At 66.1% G+C, this 17,818-nt stretch carries 16 protein-coding genes; 6 read left to right on the plus strand and 10 right to left on the minus strand.

Going from position 1 to position 17,818, the window contains the following annotated elements:
- Positions 1-23: 23 nt before the first annotated feature.
- From C3Y92_RS14265 to C3Y92_RS14285, 5 genes are all read right to left on the minus strand, one after another.
- Positions 24-1,550, minus strand: coding sequence for a class I adenylate-forming enzyme family protein (locus C3Y92_RS14265; protein ID WP_129353627.1), 1,527 nt, complete (start codon positions 1,548-1,550; stop codon positions 24-26).
- A gap of 79 nt (positions 1,551-1,629) precedes the next feature.
- Positions 1,630-2,124, minus strand: a complete 495-nt coding sequence (locus C3Y92_RS14270; protein WP_129353629.1) for a hypothetical protein — start codon at positions 2,122-2,124, stop codon at positions 1,630-1,632.
- Positions 2,125-2,408: 284 nt separating this feature from the next.
- Positions 2,409-3,782, minus strand: coding sequence for a glycosyltransferase (locus C3Y92_RS14275; RefSeq protein WP_165352119.1), 1,374 nt, complete (start codon positions 3,780-3,782; stop codon positions 2,409-2,411).
- Positions 3,779-6,625 (minus strand): methyltransferase domain-containing protein, encoded by a 2,847-nt coding sequence (locus tag C3Y92_RS21515; RefSeq protein WP_235669496.1) that lies wholly within the window; start codon positions 6,623-6,625, stop codon positions 3,779-3,781. The genes C3Y92_RS14275 and C3Y92_RS21515 overlap by 4 nt, the downstream gene beginning before the upstream one ends.
- Before the next feature lie 191 nt (positions 6,626-6,816).
- Entirely contained in the window at positions 6,817-7,662 is an 846-nt protein-coding gene (locus tag C3Y92_RS14285; protein ID WP_129353633.1) for a DMT family transporter, read from the minus strand.
- 142 nt (positions 7,663-7,804) lie between these two features.
- On the opposite strand from C3Y92_RS14285, the gene C3Y92_RS14290 reads away from it, so the two are divergent.
- From C3Y92_RS14290 to C3Y92_RS21520, 4 genes are all read left to right on the plus strand, one after another.
- Positions 7,805-8,344: a CYTH domain-containing protein gene (locus tag C3Y92_RS14290; protein ID WP_129353635.1), complete on the plus strand. Its 540-nt coding sequence runs from the start codon at positions 7,805-7,807 to the stop codon at positions 8,342-8,344.
- Positions 8,345-8,644: 300 nt separating this feature from the next.
- Positions 8,645-8,962 carry a hypothetical protein gene (locus C3Y92_RS14295; protein ID WP_006920083.1) on the plus strand — a complete coding sequence of 106 codons (318 nt, stop codon included), beginning with the start codon at positions 8,645-8,647 and terminating at the stop codon, positions 8,960-8,962.
- A gap of 115 nt (positions 8,963-9,077) precedes the next feature.
- Entirely contained in the window at positions 9,078-10,430 is a 1,353-nt protein-coding gene (locus tag C3Y92_RS14300) for a sigma-54-dependent Fis family transcriptional regulator (protein ID WP_328591050.1), read from the plus strand.
- Between the two features lie 80 nt (positions 10,431-10,510).
- Positions 10,511-10,594: a hypothetical protein gene (locus C3Y92_RS21520; protein ID WP_235669709.1), complete on the plus strand. Its 84-nt coding sequence runs from the start codon at positions 10,511-10,513 to the stop codon at positions 10,592-10,594.
- A gap of 70 nt (positions 10,595-10,664) precedes the next feature.
- Here C3Y92_RS21520 and C3Y92_RS14305 read toward each other — a convergent pair whose 3' ends face one another.
- The 3 genes from C3Y92_RS14305 to C3Y92_RS14315 form a co-directional block, all read right to left on the minus strand.
- A complete protein-coding gene (locus C3Y92_RS14305) occupies positions 10,665-11,321 on the minus strand; it encodes a DUF6125 family protein (protein WP_408021669.1) in 657 nt (218 codons plus the stop codon).
- Positions 11,322-11,621: 300 nt separating this feature from the next.
- The gene (locus C3Y92_RS21700) at positions 11,622-13,430 is read right to left on the minus strand and encodes a methyl-accepting chemotaxis protein (RefSeq protein WP_129353637.1); all 1,809 of its coding nucleotides are present in this window, start codon (positions 13,428-13,430) and stop codon (positions 11,622-11,624) included.
- A gap of 122 nt (positions 13,431-13,552) precedes the next feature.
- A complete protein-coding gene (locus C3Y92_RS14315) occupies positions 13,553-13,846 on the minus strand; it encodes a hypothetical protein (protein WP_129353639.1) in 294 nt (97 codons plus the stop codon).
- Between the two features lie 203 nt (positions 13,847-14,049).
- Between C3Y92_RS14315 and C3Y92_RS14320 the strand changes: the two genes are divergently transcribed.
- A complete protein-coding gene (locus tag C3Y92_RS14320; RefSeq protein WP_129353641.1) occupies positions 14,050-14,523 on the plus strand; it encodes a phosphatidylglycerophosphatase A family protein in 474 nt (157 codons plus the stop codon).
- Positions 14,524-14,850: 327 nt separating this feature from the next.
- Here C3Y92_RS14320 and C3Y92_RS21170 read toward each other — a convergent pair whose 3' ends face one another.
- Positions 14,851-15,000, minus strand: a complete 150-nt coding sequence (locus tag C3Y92_RS21170; protein WP_165352120.1) for a hypothetical protein — start codon at positions 14,998-15,000, stop codon at positions 14,851-14,853.
- Positions 15,001-15,206: 206 nt separating this feature from the next.
- Positions 15,207-15,389, minus strand: coding sequence for a ferredoxin (locus tag C3Y92_RS14325; protein ID WP_015860098.1), 183 nt, complete (start codon positions 15,387-15,389; stop codon positions 15,207-15,209).
- Between the two features lie 476 nt (positions 15,390-15,865).
- Here C3Y92_RS14325 and C3Y92_RS14330 point away from each other — a divergent pair, with 476 nt between their 5' ends.
- The gene (locus C3Y92_RS14330) at positions 15,866-17,572 is read left to right on the plus strand and encodes a putative bifunctional diguanylate cyclase/phosphodiesterase (protein WP_129353643.1); all 1,707 of its coding nucleotides are present in this window, start codon (positions 15,866-15,868) and stop codon (positions 17,570-17,572) included.
- The last annotated feature ends 246 nt before the right edge of the window (positions 17,573-17,818 follow it).

Consider the following 17,818-nt stretch of genomic DNA (forward strand, 5'->3'; position numbering starts at 1 on the left):
GAGCGCCCGGGGCCGGCGCTTGCTTAACCGTCCCGGCTCACCCGGCCAAGATGTTCCACGGCCATGGCCCGCAGCTTTTGCCGGTCGGTCTTGTCCCGAGGCGTCACCGGCCACTGCATCACGGCCAGGCAGGCCACGGGCACGGACACGGCTTCCACCCGCTGCGCGAGGTAGGCGATAAGCGCTTCGCCGCCGGGATCGGGGCCGGTCGGGCGATAGAACGCCACGGGGACTTGCCCGGCCTCGGCATCGGCCACCCCCACCACCACGGCCTCGGCCACGGCGGGATGCCCGGCCAGGATGTCGGCCACCAGGGCGGCGGCCACCTGGACGGCCTGGCGCACGATAACGTCTTCGCCACGGCCGATATACCAGTAGTCGCCCTGGGCGTCGCGGCGCAGGAGATCGCCGGTGTCGTACCAGCCGGTCCCGATGGCCCGATGCGTGGCCATGGTGTCGTTGAAATAGCCGACCATCATGTTCGCCGAGGCGACAAGCAGGCGACCGGGACTGCCTTCGGGAACGTCGCGCCCGGCGTCGTCCACAAGCCGCAGGGACACGTCGCCCACGGGCTGGCCGATGCAGCCGGGCTTGTCTGTTTCGCCGGGCCTGACCACGGCCGCAAGGCCGGTTTCGGTAAGGCCGTAGAGGTTGCAGTACGGCCGCCCGGTGATGCGTCGGGCCGCTTCGTACAGGGCCGGCCCCGGCGCGTCGCCCCCGCTCAGCCAAAACCGCAGCCGGGAATGGTCCCCCTGGGCGGCGGCCGGATCGGCAAAAAGCTTGCGAGCGTAACTGGGCATCACCAGGCCATACCCGGGTCGATGCTCCCCGTAGAGACGCCAGAAGTCGGCCGGGTCCGGGCTGTCGGCCAGCACGACGGTTCCGCCCAGGCGCAGCATGGCCAGAACCTGGAACACCAGGACCACCGGCCGCCAGGCCTGAAAGACGGCCAGGGTCGAGTCCTCGGCCGTGATGTCCAGGGCCTGGATAAAGGCGTCCACGCGGCGCGCCAGCCGCTGCTGGCTGTGGGCCACGGCCTTGGGCCGGCCGGTGGAGCCGGAGGTGTACACGAGCAGGCAGATCGGGTCGGGCACGCCGCTTCGGGGCGGCGGGGTGGCGTCGGGGTGGTCGAGGTAGGCGTCGTAGGCGAGGGTTCCCGCCACGGGCGAACCCAAGCAGATCGTCACGGCCAGCCCCTCCCGCGCCTCGGCCGGAACGGCGGCGGCCATTTCGGCGGCCAGGACAAGGCCCCTGGCCCCTGTCTGTCTGAGGATCTCGGCCTGCCGGGCCGGCGGCGCGTCCGGCGCAAGCGGCACAAGGACCAGCTCGGCCCGGCAGGTGGCCAGGATGACGGCCACAAGCTCGACGGTATTGGGGAGCAGCACGGCCAGCCGGTCGCCCGGAATCAGCCCAAGGCTGGAAAGCCAGGCGGCCAGCCGGCCCGCATCTTCCGCGAGCTGGACATAGGTGACGTGGTTCGACCCGCGACAAAGGGCCACGGCTTCGGGCCGCCGCGCCGCCGTGGCGGCCACCAGGCGATACAGGGGCATGGAAAGCTCCTTGGCATGTTCCCATGCCTTTGGACCGTCGTCTCGCTGCGTAAGCCCTGACGACGATGTCACCGAGGGGCTACTGCTCCGGGAACTCCGCCAGATCGGCCTTGCCGATGCTTTTGCGCAAGGCCTTGCTGTACGCGGCGGTCCGCGCCTCGCCGGTCTTGTTGTTGTACTTAAACTTGAACTCGATGTCGTTTGGCAAATCACATTGATACAAGCTCACGTCCCCTTCGTTTTTCACGGAAACCGGCTTGCAAAAGCTTTTCTCCATGTCGGCGAGAATATCCTTTTTCTCCCGACCGGCGACCCGGATAATTCTGGCGTAGTATTTTCCGTCAACAAAAGCATACGCAATGGCCGGAGAGGCCTTCTGATGGACCGGAAGGCGGCACGCCCCGACATAATTATAATAGGTGACACCATCTTTCTCCATATAGAGCACAAAATTGCCGTCGTCCATGTCGCCGAGTTTGGCTCCAAATTCCAGCTTGCCGCATTCAAAGGCCTGAGCCTGATGCACATACAACGCGCTAAACATCATAATCGCAACAACCATGAATGAACGCATAATCCCTCCAGTGTTTGTTGGACCGCACAGACGCATCACGCCAAGACACAAGCACAGAACCCTCTTCGGCACCGACAAAAGGCCGAGCAACAACAACGCCAATACAGTCGATGCCGGCAAAAATGCACGACTGCGCCCGACATCGCAGCGCGCCTCTGCCGCATAGCCGCAACGACGCGCGGTGCAGTGATAGTGTTGAAAAATTCGCATAGTTTGCGGCGGCAGTCAACTTACGGAAGTGATACGCTGCTGGCCGGGAGGTCATGGTGGCGGGATCTCAACGATTATGCGCGCCGAATGCCTTGCCCCCGGTCAGATGCCGCAAACAAGCGCTGGCTTTGCCGCGCATTGTCAGCCAAATCCGCCCCCAGCCCGGGATATTCCGCCAGGGAACGGGCCGTTTCGGCGGCCGCCATCCAGGCGGCGGAGGCCTCGACATGCTTGTGCGGCGAAAAGGCCGCCATGGCGAACTCCCGGGCGGCCCGCCGCATGGGGGCCAGTTGCCCGGGGTTGGCCACAATGCCGGCAAGGGCCGCATACAGGGCGTCCTCGCTGGCTGGTTCCACGCAAAATCCGGTGACGCCGGGCCGGTAGGCCTCGGGACAGCCGCCCACGTTGAAGCTGACCACCGGCGTGCCGCAACACTGGGCCTCGCACAGGGTATTGCCCAAGGCCTCGGCCACGGCCGGATGCACGAACAGATCGGCCACGCCGTAGAGTTCCCCCATGGCGCTGTTGTCGATAAAGCCGACATGCCGGATGGGGAATGCGGCCGGCGGAGGCGAGCCGTAGCCGTAGGTGACCAGTTCCAAGGCCCTGCCCGGCAAGGCGGCGCGCAGGCGCTCCACGGCCCGGACCAGGGCGGCGATGTTCTTGCGGCCGCAGTCCAGGCCATAGGCCCCGGCCAGGATGACCAGGGCCTGGGGCGGGAGACCCAATCGGCGCAACACGGCTTGCCGTTCGTCAGGGCCAAGGGGCCTGAAGACATCCAGCGGATAGGTGTACCGCAGATGCGTGATGGGACGATGGCCGAGCAGGCTGCTGGCCCGGGCTTCGTCGGCCAGCCAGCGGCTCAGGGCGATCACGCTTGGCCGCAACAGCCCGTACACGCGTCTTTTGAGCCCATGGTTGCGCCGGCTGGCGTCCTGCGCGCCGGAGCGCCGCAGAACCGGGCAGCGGCCGCAGGCCGCCTCGAACCGGCGGCAGGCAAGATGATAATGGCAGCCGCCGGTGAGGGGTCCGAGATCGGCCAGGGTCAGCACGATGTTCTTGCCGGCCAGGGCGGCCAAGAAATCCGGCGACAACAGGATGCCGGCGTTCCAGTGGATGTTGACGACATCCGCCTCGGACAGGGCTTGCCGGGCCGCGTCGCCAAGGCGGAACAGCCCCGTTGCGGCGTCGCTGAAAAGCTCCGACGCCCCCTGCGCAAGGGCCAGGGGATCGCTTAAGGCCTGCCAGTGGCGAAACAACCGCCCAACCGGCCGCAGGCCCTGGCTTGAGGGAAACGTGTCGGCCAAGGGCAGGAACCCTTTGGCGGCCTGCCCTTCCAGGGTCAGGAACGTCGCCGCATGACCGGCCGCCAGAAAGGCCCGAAAAGTGTTCTCCGCGCCCTGGGCTGCGCCGCCCGCGGCCAGGGTGGAGACAAAGGCGATGTTCACGCGATGCCCTCCATATAGAGCAGCCCGGGACATGCCGCTTCCTCTTCGGCCGCAGCATCGCCTTGCTGGCGGACAAAATCCCGTATCGCGGAACGCCCGGCGCTTTGGCGCAGCACGGACGTAAAGCCGCACTGGCCCAGCAGGCGGCCCAGGGACAGCTCGTCGTGCACCGCTTGGCCCGCCCGGCCGCCGAACCGTTCGTGGCGGGCCACGGCTTCGGCATCGTCCGGGGCGCGACGCGACGCGTCCAGGCTGTCCAGGTAGGCCCGGGCCTGCCCCTCCCCATCGGCCACGGCCAGCCGCAACACGCCGCCTGGGCGCAGCGCCCGATGGCATTGCGCCAGGAATCGGCGCGCCTCGTCCCCAGAGAGATGCTCCAGGCAACGACAGGCGTACAGCGCGTCGCAGCGCCGCTCCGGCAAGGCGAGGCCGCCAAGGCCTTCCCAATCCATGGTCTCGGGCACGTCGCCGGCCAGGGCCACGGTCATCGGCTCGGCCAGGCCTTGGCCGGCGCAATCCAGCTTGACCAGCACGGGCCGGCCCTGCCGCGCCAGGTCGTCCACGCGCTGGGCCAGACGACGGCGCACGGCGGCGGCACGTGGCCCGGCTCCAGGCTCAAGGCTTGGGGAAGCGGCTTCTTCCGGTGCGAACGGCAGGGCAGGTTCGACCGACGGCGGCGCGAAGCCCTGGCGGCGCGGGGCGCCTTCAGGACCGGACAGACAGGCGCTGGCCTGTTTGGGCGCCACGCACAAAGCGCCCCGCTCGGCGCAAAGGGCGGCAATGAGGCGTTGCAGGCCGGGGCGGCGGGCATCTTCGTGAGCCCCCCCGCCCAACTCGGCCAGGACCGCCGGGGCCAGCGCGGCCCACCGGTCGCGCCACACGCCCAGGCCCAAGGCGTTTGCCCGAGGCGCGAACACCGCGTCCCCGGGCTGCTGCGCCAAGGCCGCCGCAACGGGGCCGGACGGCCCGGCGCTGACGCAGCCGACCACGGGGCGGTAGCGGTAGCGGTGCAGGGCGTTGTTGTAAAACGCCAGCGCATGCGGAGCGCAGTAGAGGGCATCGTCCAGGGCAATCGCCGCTTCATGGGTCTGCAAGACCGACGACAAGGCCCGGACGGTCATGGCGCACAGCCCCAGGCCGGCAGGAGCTGTCTCCAGGCTGACCGAGCGGAACGTCCCGGCAGGGCCGGGCAGATCGGCAATCTCCCGCCAGGCGTGGCCGTCGGCGCAAACGACGTGCAGGTCGGTTTCGGCCGCCATGACGTTTTGCGACAAGGCCTCAAGGGCCCAGGCCGATTGCCGGGCCGTGCCCGAGGCCACGAAGATCAGGGGGAGCGGAAAATATCGGGGTCCGGGCGCTTCCTGGGTGACGACGCCCGCCTCCTTGGGGGCCGTTGCGGCGTCGCAGCGCAAAAACCGCTCTTCATCGGCCGCCCCCCGGGCCAGATCGTCCGGTTCGGGCAAAAGCTGGGGCCGGCGACCGGCGAATATGGCCTCGCACAGCAAATCCAGGTGTTTGTGGACGCCGGGCCTCAGGGCGTCCGGGCTAAACCAGGCGTAGCGGCCTTCCAGAAGATTGGGGGCGTGGACAAAGGGGAATTCAAAGCCGTATCGGAACAACAGCGCATACCAAATCCGGTAGGCCATGCGTTGCAATTCCTGGTCCCGCCAGCCGGGGGGCAGGGCGGCGTAACGGGCGAACACCCGGTCCATTGCCGCTACGTCGTAGGTTTTGTCCAGGCCGGGAAGTTCCTTATAAAACGGATTGGCGGCGATGGCCACGGGCTTGCCCAGCATGGCGCTTTCCAGCCCGCAGGTCGATACGTAGCACAATGATGCGCTGGCGATATCCATTAGATCGTACGAGGAGACGTCTTCCTCGGGCTCGATGACCACGACGGCGTCGCCCACCGCACGTTTGAGATCGGCAAAATAGCGCAGTTCGCGCTCGGACCGGCGCGGAAACACCAGGTTGGACAGGTTCGGGTGAGCCCGGATCACGAGCTTGACGCCGGGATAGGCCGCCGCCTTGGCCACGGCTGCTTCGATCCAGTCCTGTTGCCTGGCAAACCCTTCGTGCGCGATATCGTCCCGGCCAAGCAGTTCGTGGTTGGACGACGAAAAAAGCGCCCAAACGGCTTTGTCCTCGGGGATGCCCAGCCGTTGGCGCAACGCTGCGCTGTGCCCCGGCTTGGTGGTGTAGGCAAACCAATTGAGGGCGTTGACGTCCCCCTGCCGCCGGCCGTCCAGGTAGCGGGCCATGCGGCCAAGTTGCGCCGTCGAAAGGGGCACATCCTTCCAGGCGCTCCACAACCGATCCCAATTCTCCTGATTGAACGGAAGGCCGTTTAAGGCAACCCAGCAATGGCCCGGCTGGCTGGCCCGTTCATGGGTGTACACGGCAAGGCCACGACCCCGGGCCAGCTCAAAGGGGATTTTCACGTAGGCCATGCGGGCGTTGTAGATAATGACGCGATCGTAGCGCCTGGCGTCCAGCAGCTTTTCCATGCCCAGCACAAGGCGCAACCCCTGCTCCAGCAGGGCGCGATACCAAGCCTTGGCCTGGGTGTCCTGGGAGGAAAGGTTGGGCACGCGCCAATACGTGTAGACCGAAGACAGACACCAGCGCCCAAGGGGGTAGCCGTTGTATTCGGCCTGCGTAAGCGCGTCGTCGGCCAAGGAGGCCGCCCACTGCGCAGCCCGGCGACGCTCGGCCGCCGTCTCGTCGGCCAAAAGGAGGCGTGGCGCAAGCCCGGCCTCCAGGGCCTGTTGCTCGGCTCTATCCCGGCACAGGCGGCAATCCTTGGGGGAAATGTCGCGCAGCCCGTCGCATACGCCATCCATCCCCCGCAGTAGACGTAATCAATGGCCGCGCCCCGCTCCCGCAACGCCTGAAGAAGCGTCATCTCGCGCTTGTGATGCAGCGAGCCGACGTTGGTGAGGGTGGAAACGCACAGGACTTGCATACTCATCTCCGGCACAGCGGCCATTTGCCGTTGCCAATGTTCGCCGGGACGGCCCGCTTCAAGGATGCGTCAAGCATCCGTACCCGAGCCGCCGCGCCCGAAAATCCCCCGCAAGGTCACGGCCGCCACCACCACCGCCCCGCCAAGGACCGACCAGCCGCCCGGCCACTCGCCGTAGCCCACGGCCACCAGCAGCGGATTGACGACGGGTTCCAGGGTCATGAGCAGCATGGCCGACAGGGCCGGCAACCGTGTGATGCACCAGACGTAGAGCGAAAGCGACAGGCCCTGCTGGATGACGCCGAGATAGGCCAGCCCCAGGGCCGCGCCCAGGGTGTGCGGCACGTCGGCGGCAAGAAACGGCAGCGCGGCCAGTACCGTCAGCCCATGGCCGGCGATGACCGCCGACACCGGCGAATCCTCGCGCCCGGCCCGCATGCACAAGGTAAACGCGGCGTAGCTCACCCCCGAACCCACGGCCAGGAGGTTGCCCCACAAGCCCTGGGCCGAGAGCCGGTCCAGAAAAAACAGCGCCATGCCGCCAAGGCTGGCCGCCACGAACAGCCAGTCGGCCCGTTTGGTCTTTTCGCCGAGAACCAGCGGCGCGAAAAGGGCCACGTAGACCGGGGCGGTGTAGGCCAGGAGAATGGCGTTGGCGGCGGTGGTGAGCTTGGTGGCGGCCACGTTGGTGACAAGCAACGCCGCGTAGGCCACGGCCGCGCCGCACCGGGCCCGGGTCGGGCGAAAGTCGAGGCGGCCACGAAAAAGCAGCAGCAGCGTCGCCGCCGAAAGCAGACTGCGCCAGCCGGCCACGGCCATGGGGGATAGCGGCACAAGCTTGATGGCCAGGCCCCCGGTGCTCCACAGCACCGCCGTCGCCGCCATGCCCCAGGCGGCCCGGGCGTTTTCGCGCATTTTTTCTCCTGTACCGACGCCTTGGCGGCTCATGAACCGACAACGGCCGAGCGATCAACTTGCCATCGCCGCAAAGGCGTCGTAACAGCCCGGGACCATGAACCAATTGGGCGTCGCAGGCAATCCCGCCCAGAGGGAAAACATGTTTGAGGCCGAAATCAAGTTCGTGGCCGGGCCGGACTTCCGGCTGCCCGAGGGCACAGGGGCGGTCGTCCTGGTCGAGGACGTCTACTACGACGCCGAAGACGGCCGTCTGGCCGCCGCGGGCCGGGAGCTGCGCCTGCGCCGCGAAGGCGGCCGAACACGGCTTACGGCCAAAGCCCCGCCCTTTGACGCGGCCACCGCCTCCAAGCCCGAACATGAGACGGCCGTGGCCGATGCCGAGGCTGCCGCCGCCCTGCTCGGCATGCTGGGGTTTCAGCCAGTCCTGGCCTATGCCAAGCGCTGCCGACGGGCGCGGCTGCGGACCGACGGCCTCGACGTCGAATTGACGGCCGTGACCGTTGACTTCGACCCGCGCCTTTTCGTGGAGATCGAGCATCTGGCCGCAACCAGGGAGCAGGCCCTGGCCGCCCTGCCCGCCATCCGCGCCCTGGCCGAGGGCCTGGGACTGGCCGAGGAATGCGCCGAGGCCTACACCGACCTGGCCCGGGCCGCCGGCCTGGGCACCCCGCCCGCCTGACGCCGTCGCCGCGCGCCCCGGCCGGCTGTCCACATCCTGACGCACCCTCCCCTGCGATCAGGCGACGCGACAAAATCGTCACGTCCACCTGCATTTTTGCGCCTTCGTACCGTCCTGGTCCAGCCACAAACAGCGCTCTCACCGCGAGGGCACTAAACATTTCCCACAATCACAGCCACTTGCAAATAGTGACGCAAAATTCTCCACAATCGCGGTGTACTTTGCACGATGATTGCTTATAGTGACAGACAGCGTGCCCGACTCGGTCGGTCAACGCCCAAACCACTCGAGGAGGTCGCCATGGAAACTGCCCTGACGCTGCGAACGACAGTTCCGCCGGAACTCAACGACGATTCCCTCGTCCTGCATCACGTCTCCGTGCTCGAAGTGGAATTCGGCAACGCGGCCATGGCCACCATGCGTCGGGCCATGAAGGAAGTCGCCTCCCAGACGGGCGTCGCCTTCGACGAAGTCATGCACGAACTGGCCGGCCACATGTACTGGGTGGCCGACACGGGCAAGCTCGTGTGCGTCATCCCCCTGCCGGAAAAAGACCTGTACCTGGAAGTCCCCGAGGACTTGTGGCGCATCCGGGAACGTTCCTACGCCATTCATTAACCCCCTGGCCTTTTTCCCGGCCGGCGCTCCGCCCAAGCGGACCGCCGGCCGGCCCCAAGCCTTGCCCCGCTTGCGCTTTTGCGGCATGGTCCGGCAAATTCACCGGGATAAAGCCATGTCGCCAAGTATTTCCGATTTTCCCAAGGCGCTCTTCGAGGTTCTCGACACCGACAAACTCCAACGCCGCTTCCTGGAGGCGTTGGTGGAATTCCAAAACGTCGAGCGCGGTTCGCTGTGGATCAAGCGCCCCGACGGCTACCAGTGCATCGAGGCCACCGGCGACGAGGCCGACCGGCTCGTGGGGTTCGTCGTGCCCAAGGGCAAGCCGAGCATCGTCGGTTGGACCATTGAAAACGGCCAGATGACCATTGCCGAACCCGGCAAGGACAAGCGGCATTTCAAGGAGGCGGAGTCGGGCATGGACGTCAAGTCCACGCTGATTCTGTGCTATCCGCTGGTGCTCAAGTCCGGCGAGGTCTACGGCGCGGTGGAGATCATCGACACCGCCCACGCCGGCAGCCGGCTCAACCTCACCAAGGAATACCTCGAACTCCTGGAAGAATTCGTGGCCATCGGCTCCATAGCCCTGGGCAACGCCCTGGCCTTTGCCGACCAGAAAAAGGAAACCCAGAAGCTCAAGCGCATCATCGGCGAATTTCGCGGCGAAACGCCGCTGGTCGGCAAAAGCCCCGCCTTTCGCACCGCCCTGGAGGCCGCCGGAAACTACGCCCGCACCGATTTTCCGGTCCTTGTGACCGGCGAATCCGGCACCGGCAAGGAACTCTTCGCCCGCGAAATCCACCGCTTAAGCGCCCGCAAGGACAAGCCCTTTCTGGTGCAAAACGTCTCGGCCATCCCGGATACGCTGCTCGAATCCGAACTCTTCGGCTACAAAAAAGGCGCCTTTACCGGAGCCGACCGCGACAAGATCGGGCTTTTCGAAGCGGCCAGCGGCGGCACGATCTTTCTCGATGAAATCGGCGACATGCCCCTTGGCCTGCAAGCCCGCATCCTGCGCGTGCTCCAGGAAAACGAGATCAAGCCCCTGGGCGGTACGGAAACCCGGCAAGTCGACGTGCGCGTCATCGCCGCCACCAACCGCGAACTCCCCAGGGCCATCGCCGAGGGAACCTTTCGCGAAGATCTCTTCTACCGCATAAACGTCCTGCCCCTGCGCCTGCCGGCCCTGCGCGAACGCACCGAGGACATCCCGGAACTCCTCGACTATTTCCTGGCCCGTGACGCCGCCCGCCTGGGCCTGCCCCAAAAAGCCTTCTCGGCCGCAGCCCGGCGCGCCCTGGGCCAGCGGCCCTACAAGGGCAACGTGCGCGAACTCGAAAACCTCGTGCGCTTTCTTTTGGCCACCGTGCCCGGCGAAACCATCGAGGCCGACGACATCCCCTCGCCCAGCGAACACGGCGAAGCCCAGCCCGCGCCGGCCGCGCCCCCCTGGCCGCGCCCGGCCTGACCACCGATCTCACCGCCTACACCTGGGAAGCCCTGGAGCACGCCTACGCCCTGGCCCTGCTCGAAAAATGCAAATGGAACGTGACCAAGGCCGCCCGCGCCGCCGGCGTCAACCGCTCCACCTTCGATTCGAGACTGCGAAAACTTGGGATTACCAAGGAGTAGGGAAAGAAGAGGAAGAGGCGGCCGGGGGCCTGAGGCCCCCGGACCCCCCGTATGGAGGAAAAAGGGGTGGTTATTCGGCGAGGGTAAAGCGCCAGGCGCAGGCGCAATCATCCCGGGTCGTCTGGGGCGGACAACTTACGCAGGCCATTTTGAGGCGCGGGTCCACGCCGGCGGCAAAAGCCGTGAATTCCACCGTGCCTCCGGACACGCACGGATAGGGCGGCAACCCCTGGCGCGCCCGGGCCGACTGCACCCGGCACTCGACCATCCGCAAGGTGAACCCCTCCGGCGTCTCGTCCACGAAATCGAATTTGTTGATGCGCGCGACCAAACGCGCCTCCAGACAGGCCCGGGCCGCGGCCAAGCCGCCGCCTTCGCCCAGATGCAAGGCTTCCTTGGCCCGCAGCGCTTCATAATAGCCCAGCCGCGACCAGCACGTGTCGTTGACGCGCTTGGCGTCGTGCATCCCGCGCTCGTCCTCCACCGTGCGAAACCACACCCCGTCGGCGGCCAGCCACGACACCGACAAGGCGTCGGCCAGGGCCTCCAGGCGTTCCCGCCCCAGCCCGGCCAGCTGTTCCTCCACCGTGCCAGGGAGCTTGAGCGCCCGCTCGATGCGACGCATCAGCAGCGGCAAATAGGCCTCGCCCACTTTCGACTCCATCCGGCAGGCCGCTTCCGGGCCGAACTGATGGGCCGCCTCGGCCAGCCACAAGCCGTAATGCACACCGATCTGCCGCGCCGCCTGCACCACCTGGCGCGCGAGGATTGCCTCCGGCGGCCCAGAGAGGCGCTGCCTCTCCGGGACCTCTGCGCCGGGGGGGATCATCCCCCCCGGACCCCCTGGAACATCGGGCATGTCATTGTCGCGAGTCATGGCGGTTCCTCATCGTGGCTGGCGGTAGCCCGCCAGGATTCTTGTCACAGCAGCCGGCAACGAAACGGTCTCGCCGCCCCTTATAAACCCTTTCGGGGGGTCCGGGGGCCTCAGGCCCCCGGCCGCCGGAGGCCTCTTACTCTAAATTTATCACCCCTGCCGCGTGTTCAATTGCCGTATCAAACCCGTCAACGCGCCGGTCTGGTTGGCGAGGTTGTCGAAGTGGCGCGAGGCGTCGTCGGCCCGGTCGGCGTTTTCGCGGGCGATGTCGCTGACGTCGTCCATGCTGTCCATGATGGAGCGGGCGGACACGGCCTGTTGGTCGGCGGCGGCGGCGATGGCCCGGACCTGGGCGGCGGCCTGTTCGGCCACGGTCTGGATCTGGCGCAGCTTATCGCCCGAGGCCTCGGCCAGTCCGGCCACCTGGTCCACGGCGGCCAGGGTCTTGTCAACGCTGTCGCGGTTGTCGCGGGTCATGGCCTGGATGGCCTGGATGGACTGTCCCACTTCGCCGGTGGCGGCCATGGTTTTTTCGGCTAGCTTGCGCACCTCGTCGGCCACCACGGCAAACCCGCGCCCGGCGTCGCCGGCCCGGGCGGCCTCGATGGCGGCATTGAGCGCCAGGAGGTTGGTCTGGTCGGCGATGTCGGAGATGACCTGGATGACCGCGCCGATGCCTTCGGACTGGCTGCCCAGCCGCCCCATGTCGGCCTTGAGGGAGTCGGCCATGGCCTTGAGGCTGACGGTGGCGGTTTTGGCCTGGCTGACCAGCGTCGCGCCTGCGGTGGCGGTTTCGCGGGTAAGCGCCGTGGAGCGGGAGGCTTCGGCGGCGTTTTGGGCCACTTCGCCCACGGCGTCGCGCATCTGGCCCATGGCCTGGGCCGTGGATTCCAGGCGTTGGCGCTGGCCGGACGCGCCGGAGCGGATGCCGTCGCCGATGGCGGTCAGATCGCGGGTGGCGCTGCCGAGTTCGCCGACGACTCCGGTGAGCCCCTGGACCGTGGCCAGCATGGCCGCGCCGGCGGCCTCGGCCTGGCGCATGGCCTGGCGGGCTTCCTCGGCGGCCTGCTCGGAACGCTCGGCCTGGGCGCGGGCCTCGTGTTCCTTGTCGGCCAGGGCGGCGAGGTTGGCCCGCAGGGACACGGCCATGGCTTCCAGGGCCTGCTGGAGCTGGCTGGCTTCGTCGCGGCCCGAGGCTTCAAGGTGGACGTCGAGGTCACCGGCGGCGATGCGCCGGGCGGCCTCGGTGGTTTCGCGGATGGGCCGCACGATCCCCCGGGAAACGATCAGGCTCAAGGGCAACAGCACGGCCAGGAACATGACGCCAAAAACGACGGCATCAATAAGCGTGGCCCGGTTGGCCGTTTCCCGCATCCGCGCGGCCATGGCCACGGCGGCCTCGTCCACATTGTCCACATAGACGCCGGTGCCGATCCAGTAGGACGTGCCCGGGATGGGCGCGGCATAGCCGATCTTGGGCATTTCGCCCTTGCCGGGCTTGGCCCAGGAAAAGTTGACGAATCCGCCGCCGGCAGCGGCGGCCCGGGCCAGTTCGCGCACGGAATAGACGCCGTCCGCGCCCTTGAGGTCGCCCAGATCCTTGCCGTGCAGGGCCGGATTGACGGCATGGGCCACGCTGGTGGTGCCGGAATACACAAAGAAATAGCCCGAGCGGTCGGTTTCGAAGATGGCGTCCTTGATGGCTTCGCGCAGATGCGACACCCGGGCGGCCTCGTCAGGCAGGCCGGCCAGGGCCTTGGACAGGGCGGCAGCCATGACGTCGGTGGCGACCTTGATTTTGGCTCGCTGGCCGTCGAGCATGTCGCTTCGGGCTTCGTTAGCCCCGGCCTTGGCCAGGCTATAGGACGAATACGCGCCAACGGCGAAAATGACGCCGGCGGACAGGGCCGAGACGAAAAACAGGATCAACAAACGGGTGGCGATGGGAAGATGCTTCAAGACGCAACTCCTTGTCTTGAGGGAGAAAGCCCGGCAACATGTGGGAACAGTCTGGCAGCGGCGGGCTTGGCCCGGCCCGGGACGCGCTGCGGCGGTCCTGGGCCGGGACGCGAGGCGGGGGATTAGAGCGCGGCCCGGCCCACCAGGGCCAGGAGATAGGCGGCGGTGGAGGCGGCCACGAACTGGCGCGCCCGGCACACGAAAGCCTTGCGCTTGCAGAGCATGAACTCGATCATGCCCAGGCGTTCGTCGGGACGGTCGCGAATGTGCGGCAATTTGTCGATGTAGTGGTCCATATAGGCGTGTTCGGACAGCAGGAGCAGATAGATGCGCTTGCGAAAATAGAGGCTGTAGAACAGGACGAAGACCAGGAAATACAGGGCAAAGACCGTGACGGCATAGGTGAGGCTCAGCATCGATTCCTTCCTTTTCGGGCCTGGCGACAACGAGTCGTTGATCGTTGTTTCTCCCACACTTTGGCCCCGACTTCAAGACGCGGCGAGCCTAGACGCGCCGTGTGCAGCCGTCAGGTTCGGCTGCCGCCCCTAGCGCCGCCAACGCCCTTGCCCGCGCGCCCGCCCGGGTGTAGCCTGCCCCGACCATTTCGGGAGGGACCCTCATGTTTGCCATAAACGACCGTTTGGCCCTGCTCGTGTCGGGCCTTGGCCCCCTGGGCCGGATGCCCTATGCCCAGGGGACCTGGGGTTCGGCGGCGGCGGTGCTGATCGCGCCGCTGGTGTTTTTTCCGCTGCCCATCTGGGCGCGTATCGTGCTCCTCGTGGCGGTCTTTTTCGTCGGAGCCAAGGCGGCCGGCCGCACCGAGAAGATTCTTGGCCGCAAGGATCCGGGCCATGTGGTCATCGACGAACTGGTCGGCCAGTGGCTCACGCTGCTGCCTTTTGCCGCGCCAGGACCCTTTGAACTCATCGCCGGCTTTTTCCTGTTTAGGGCCTTCGACATTTTAAAGCCGCCGCCGGTGCGGGCTTCCGAACATTGGTTGCCGGGCGGCTATGGCGTCATGATCGATGACGTGCTGGCCGGCGTCTACGCCTGCCTTTGCCTGGTCATTCTGGTCTGGCTACGCGGCGCATAGGGCAGTAGAGGCCTGGGGGTCGCCTGCTTGACCGGCCTGGGGCACGGCGCGGCGTTTCGGCCGCCCAAGCGTCGGGCGTGTGTCTTTGTCACAAAGTGGACGAAAAAGGGTCGCCCCGGTCCGAGCCTTGACGGCTTGGCCGGGGCGATGACGTTTTTTGCGCGACGCGGTAGCGCGGTGGGAAAAAAACGTACTTGCGGGGTTGCCTGGGCGCGGCCTGAGGTTCGCGCCGTTATTTTTGGACGAAGTCAATGATTGCGGGAGTCTGGCCTGCGGCAAGCAGAAGGCCGCGCGAAGTCGCCGTCCGGTTTTGCGACCGGGTGGCGACTAATGAAACAACAGCCCCCGGTAGATGAAGCGTTCGTACACGGAGCACAGGCGTCGGGCGTTGCGGTGAGCCAGCCCGAAATCCATGAGCCGGCAGTACATGTGCATGGGATTGAGTCGGTGTTGCAGGTAGTTGCGGATGATGTTCATGGCGTTGCCTCGCTTGGGGGCAGTCCTTGACCCCCGTGGAACACAGCGAGTAAGTAGCAATATCCGTTCCAAGGGCGTCCTTGCCCCGGCAGCGGCGGCCTCACACCTCTTATCGGCGGTTGCTGCCAAAGCCTTACGGGACACCGGGCATAAAAAAACCCGCGCCGGCGGACCGGCGCGGGGCGTCCCCAAGGGGACAGGAATCGTCAGGATTTGGTGATGGCTTCGGCCGGGCAGGCGTCGATGGCTTCATCCACGCAATCGGCTTCGGTGTCGGATTCTTTCACGATGGCCTTGTCGCCGTCGCCGTTCATTTCAAAGGCGTCGGGGCAGGTCTCAACGCAAGCTTCGCAACCCATGCAGGCATCATCATCGATAACAATGGCCATGTCTCCGTCCTCCTTGAGTTTAGCCAAGCGTCGCCATGCCCGGATTTTCCGGCTGGAAAACCCCCGCGACAACGCTCGACTTCCGTTAACACGTTGTGCTGTCTCACTGTCGCCCAAAAACCTCAGCCGCTCCAGGGATGCCCGCGCATCCCGGAAATGCCTTCGCGATCCGCAGCGTGATGGCTGGCGCAGGCCGGACTTGCGTCCGTTTCGCGCCTGGAATTTCCCCCCGGTTCGGCGTCCGCCCGGGAATTCGTCTATGACGGGGCGCTTTCGAAAAGTCAAGGACGGGAGAAAAAGCCCGAAGTTGACAATTCTTCGGCATTTTCCAATCCTGCAAGACTCTCCCGGCCCCGCCGCCCAGGATCAGGGGGACTGCGGATTTGGGCTTTGACGCCAAGCGGCAAAATCCGTATAATTATCAAACCGGCAGCGGTTTTCCTGTCAAGCCTTTTGCCAAGACGTCGCTGAGGGCCATGTTGCCAGACATCCAGAGCCTGCTCGAATCCTTGCCCTCCCATGCCGCCCTGCTCGACGGGGACGGCCGTATCCGCGTCGCCAACGCGTCCTGCTTGGAACTCTTGCGCGAGCTCGACCCCCAGGCCGGAGTCGGCCGACATTTTGCCGACTCCTGCGTCAAGCTTTTGCCCGAGACCGTGTCCGCCGCCGTGCGCGAGGGCCTGGCCGCCGTGCTGGAGGGCCGGTTGCCCCGCTACGAGATGGATCTCCCCTGCGGGCCGACGGGCAGCCAGGTCTGGCGAGCCCTGTGCTTCACGCCCCTTCGCGGCCCCACGCCCGGGGCCGTGGCCACGCTAACCGACATTTCCCGGCAAAAGCAGCTCGAAGAGCACATTCTCCACGACGCCTTCCACGATACCCTGACCGGGCTTTTCAACCGGGCGCTTTTTATCAACCGCCTGGATCAGGCCATCAAACGCCTGCGGCGCAATCCCGACGCCCTCTACGCGGTCCTCTACCTTGACATGGACCGCTTCAAGCTCGTCAACAAGACCTTTGGCCACGTCACCGGCGACCGGCTGCTCATGGTCATCGCCAACCGGCTGCAAAAGCAGTTGCGCGAGCTCGACACCCTGGCCCGTTTCGGCGGCGACGAGTTCGCCATCCTCATTGAGGACATCTCCGGCCTGGAGGAGGCCAGCACCATGGCCGAAAATGTGCTGCGCCAGCTGGCCCAGCCGTTTCGTCTCAAAAAACAGGAAATTTTCGTCACCTGCAGCCTCGGCGTGGTGGTGGGCTCGGCCGCTTACGAGCACCCTGATCAGGTGCTGCGCGACGCCGACAACGCCATGTACAGCTCCAAGGAACACGGCGGCGACCACTACACCGTGTTCGACGCCGGCATGCGCGTGCTCACCCAGCGCCGCATGGAAATGGAACTGGCCTTGCGCCAGGCCATGGAATCCGGCGAAATCACCGTGCACTACCAGCCCATCGTGTCCCTGGCCACGGGCGACGTCACGGGGCTTGAGGCCCTGGCCCGCTGGCAGCATCCGCGCCAGGGATTCATTCCCCCTTCGGAATTCATCCCCATCGCCGAGGAGTCGGGCCTTATTAACGAACTTGGCGCGCTGATTCTGCGCCAGTCCTGCCGCCGGCTGGTGGAGCTTGGCCGGGAAACCCCCGAGGGCGAAAAACTTTCCGTATCGGTCAACATTTCCGGCCGCCAGTTCAAACGGCCCGATTTCGTCCAGGAGGTGGCCGGCATCCTGGCCGAGACCGGCATCGACGCTTCCCGGGTCAAACTCGAACTGACCGAATCCGTGCTCATGGACGACGCCGACGAGGCCGTTCGAGCGATAAAAAACCTCAAGGCCCTGGGGGTCAAGGTCGTCATCGACGACTTCGGCACCGGGTATTCGTCCCTGTCCTACATCCAGCGCTTCCCCTTCGACAGCCTCAAGGTCGATCGCTCGTTCGTCGGCAACATGAACGAGGCCGAGCAGAACATGGAGATCGTGCGGGCGATCATCGCCATGGCCCACAAGCTGGGCCTGGAGGTGGTGGCCGAGGGCGTGGAGCTGGCCGAACACAAGGCGGCGCTCTCCGAGCTGCGCTGCGAAAGCGCCCAGGGCTTTTTCTTCTCCCGCGCCGTGCCCGGCGAGGAACTGGGCGAGCTCATGCGCCGCAACTGGAAGCCCGATCCCGGACCGCAGGTTTCCTGAGGGGCGGCTTCCGGCCCACAAAAAAAGAGATTCGCCGTTGGCGCAGGAGGTGCTTATACACCCGGTTCCGAAGCAGCGCTTCGGGAACTCTTCCTATTACGCCTGGCGAATCTCTATGAGCGACGCCTCATTGCGTCCGGTATGGTGTCTGGCCTTTATTTCGCCCACCCCTCCGTTGCCGTTGGCGTCATATCTACAGGGGAACCGCTCCCCTTACGTCTTAACAATAAGCATCCCGCGCGCCCT

The sequence above is a fragment of the Solidesulfovibrio carbinolicus genome (genome assembly GCF_004135975.1).
GTDB classification, from domain to species: Bacteria; Desulfobacterota; Desulfovibrionia; order Desulfovibrionales; family Desulfovibrionaceae; genus Solidesulfovibrio; species Solidesulfovibrio carbinolicus.

What these genes read in the sequence shown, in the direction of transcription:
- C3Y92_RS14270 (WP_129353629.1), bottom strand. Translation starts at nt 2,124, where the DNA reads ATGCGTTCATTCATGGTTGTTGCGATTATGATGTTTAGCGCGTTGTAT.
- C3Y92_RS14320 (WP_129353641.1), top strand. Translation starts at nt 14,050, where the DNA reads ATGTTTGCCATAAACGACCGTTTGGCCCTGCTCGTGTCGGGCCTTGGC.
- C3Y92_RS14330 (WP_129353643.1), top strand. Translation starts at nt 15,866, where the DNA reads ATGTTGCCAGACATCCAGAGCCTGCTCGAATCCTTGCCCTCCCATGCC.
- C3Y92_RS14325 (WP_015860098.1), bottom strand. Translation starts at nt 15,389, where the DNA reads ATGGCCATTGTTATCGATGATGATGCCTGCATGGGTTGCGAAGCTTGC.
- C3Y92_RS14285 (WP_129353633.1), bottom strand. Translation starts at nt 7,662, where the DNA reads ATGCGCGAAAACGCCCGGGCCGCCTGGGGCATGGCGGCGACGGCGGTG.
- C3Y92_RS21515 (WP_235669496.1), bottom strand. Translation starts at nt 6,625, where the DNA reads ATGGATGGCGTATGCGACGGGCTGCGCGACATTTCCCCCAAGGATTGC.
- C3Y92_RS14290 (WP_129353635.1), top strand. Translation starts at nt 7,805, where the DNA reads ATGTTTGAGGCCGAAATCAAGTTCGTGGCCGGGCCGGACTTCCGGCTG.
- C3Y92_RS14300 (WP_328591050.1), top strand. Translation starts at nt 9,078, where the DNA reads ATGTCGCCAAGTATTTCCGATTTTCCCAAGGCGCTCTTCGAGGTTCTC.
- C3Y92_RS21170 (WP_165352120.1), bottom strand. Translation starts at nt 15,000, where the DNA reads ATGAACATCATCCGCAACTACCTGCAACACCGACTCAATCCCATGCAC.
- C3Y92_RS14315 (WP_129353639.1), bottom strand. Translation starts at nt 13,846, where the DNA reads ATGCTGAGCCTCACCTATGCCGTCACGGTCTTTGCCCTGTATTTCCTG.
- C3Y92_RS14265 (WP_129353627.1), bottom strand. Translation starts at nt 1,550, where the DNA reads ATGCCCCTGTATCGCCTGGTGGCCGCCACGGCGGCGCGGCGGCCCGAA.
- C3Y92_RS14295 (WP_006920083.1), top strand. Translation starts at nt 8,645, where the DNA reads ATGGAAACTGCCCTGACGCTGCGAACGACAGTTCCGCCGGAACTCAAC.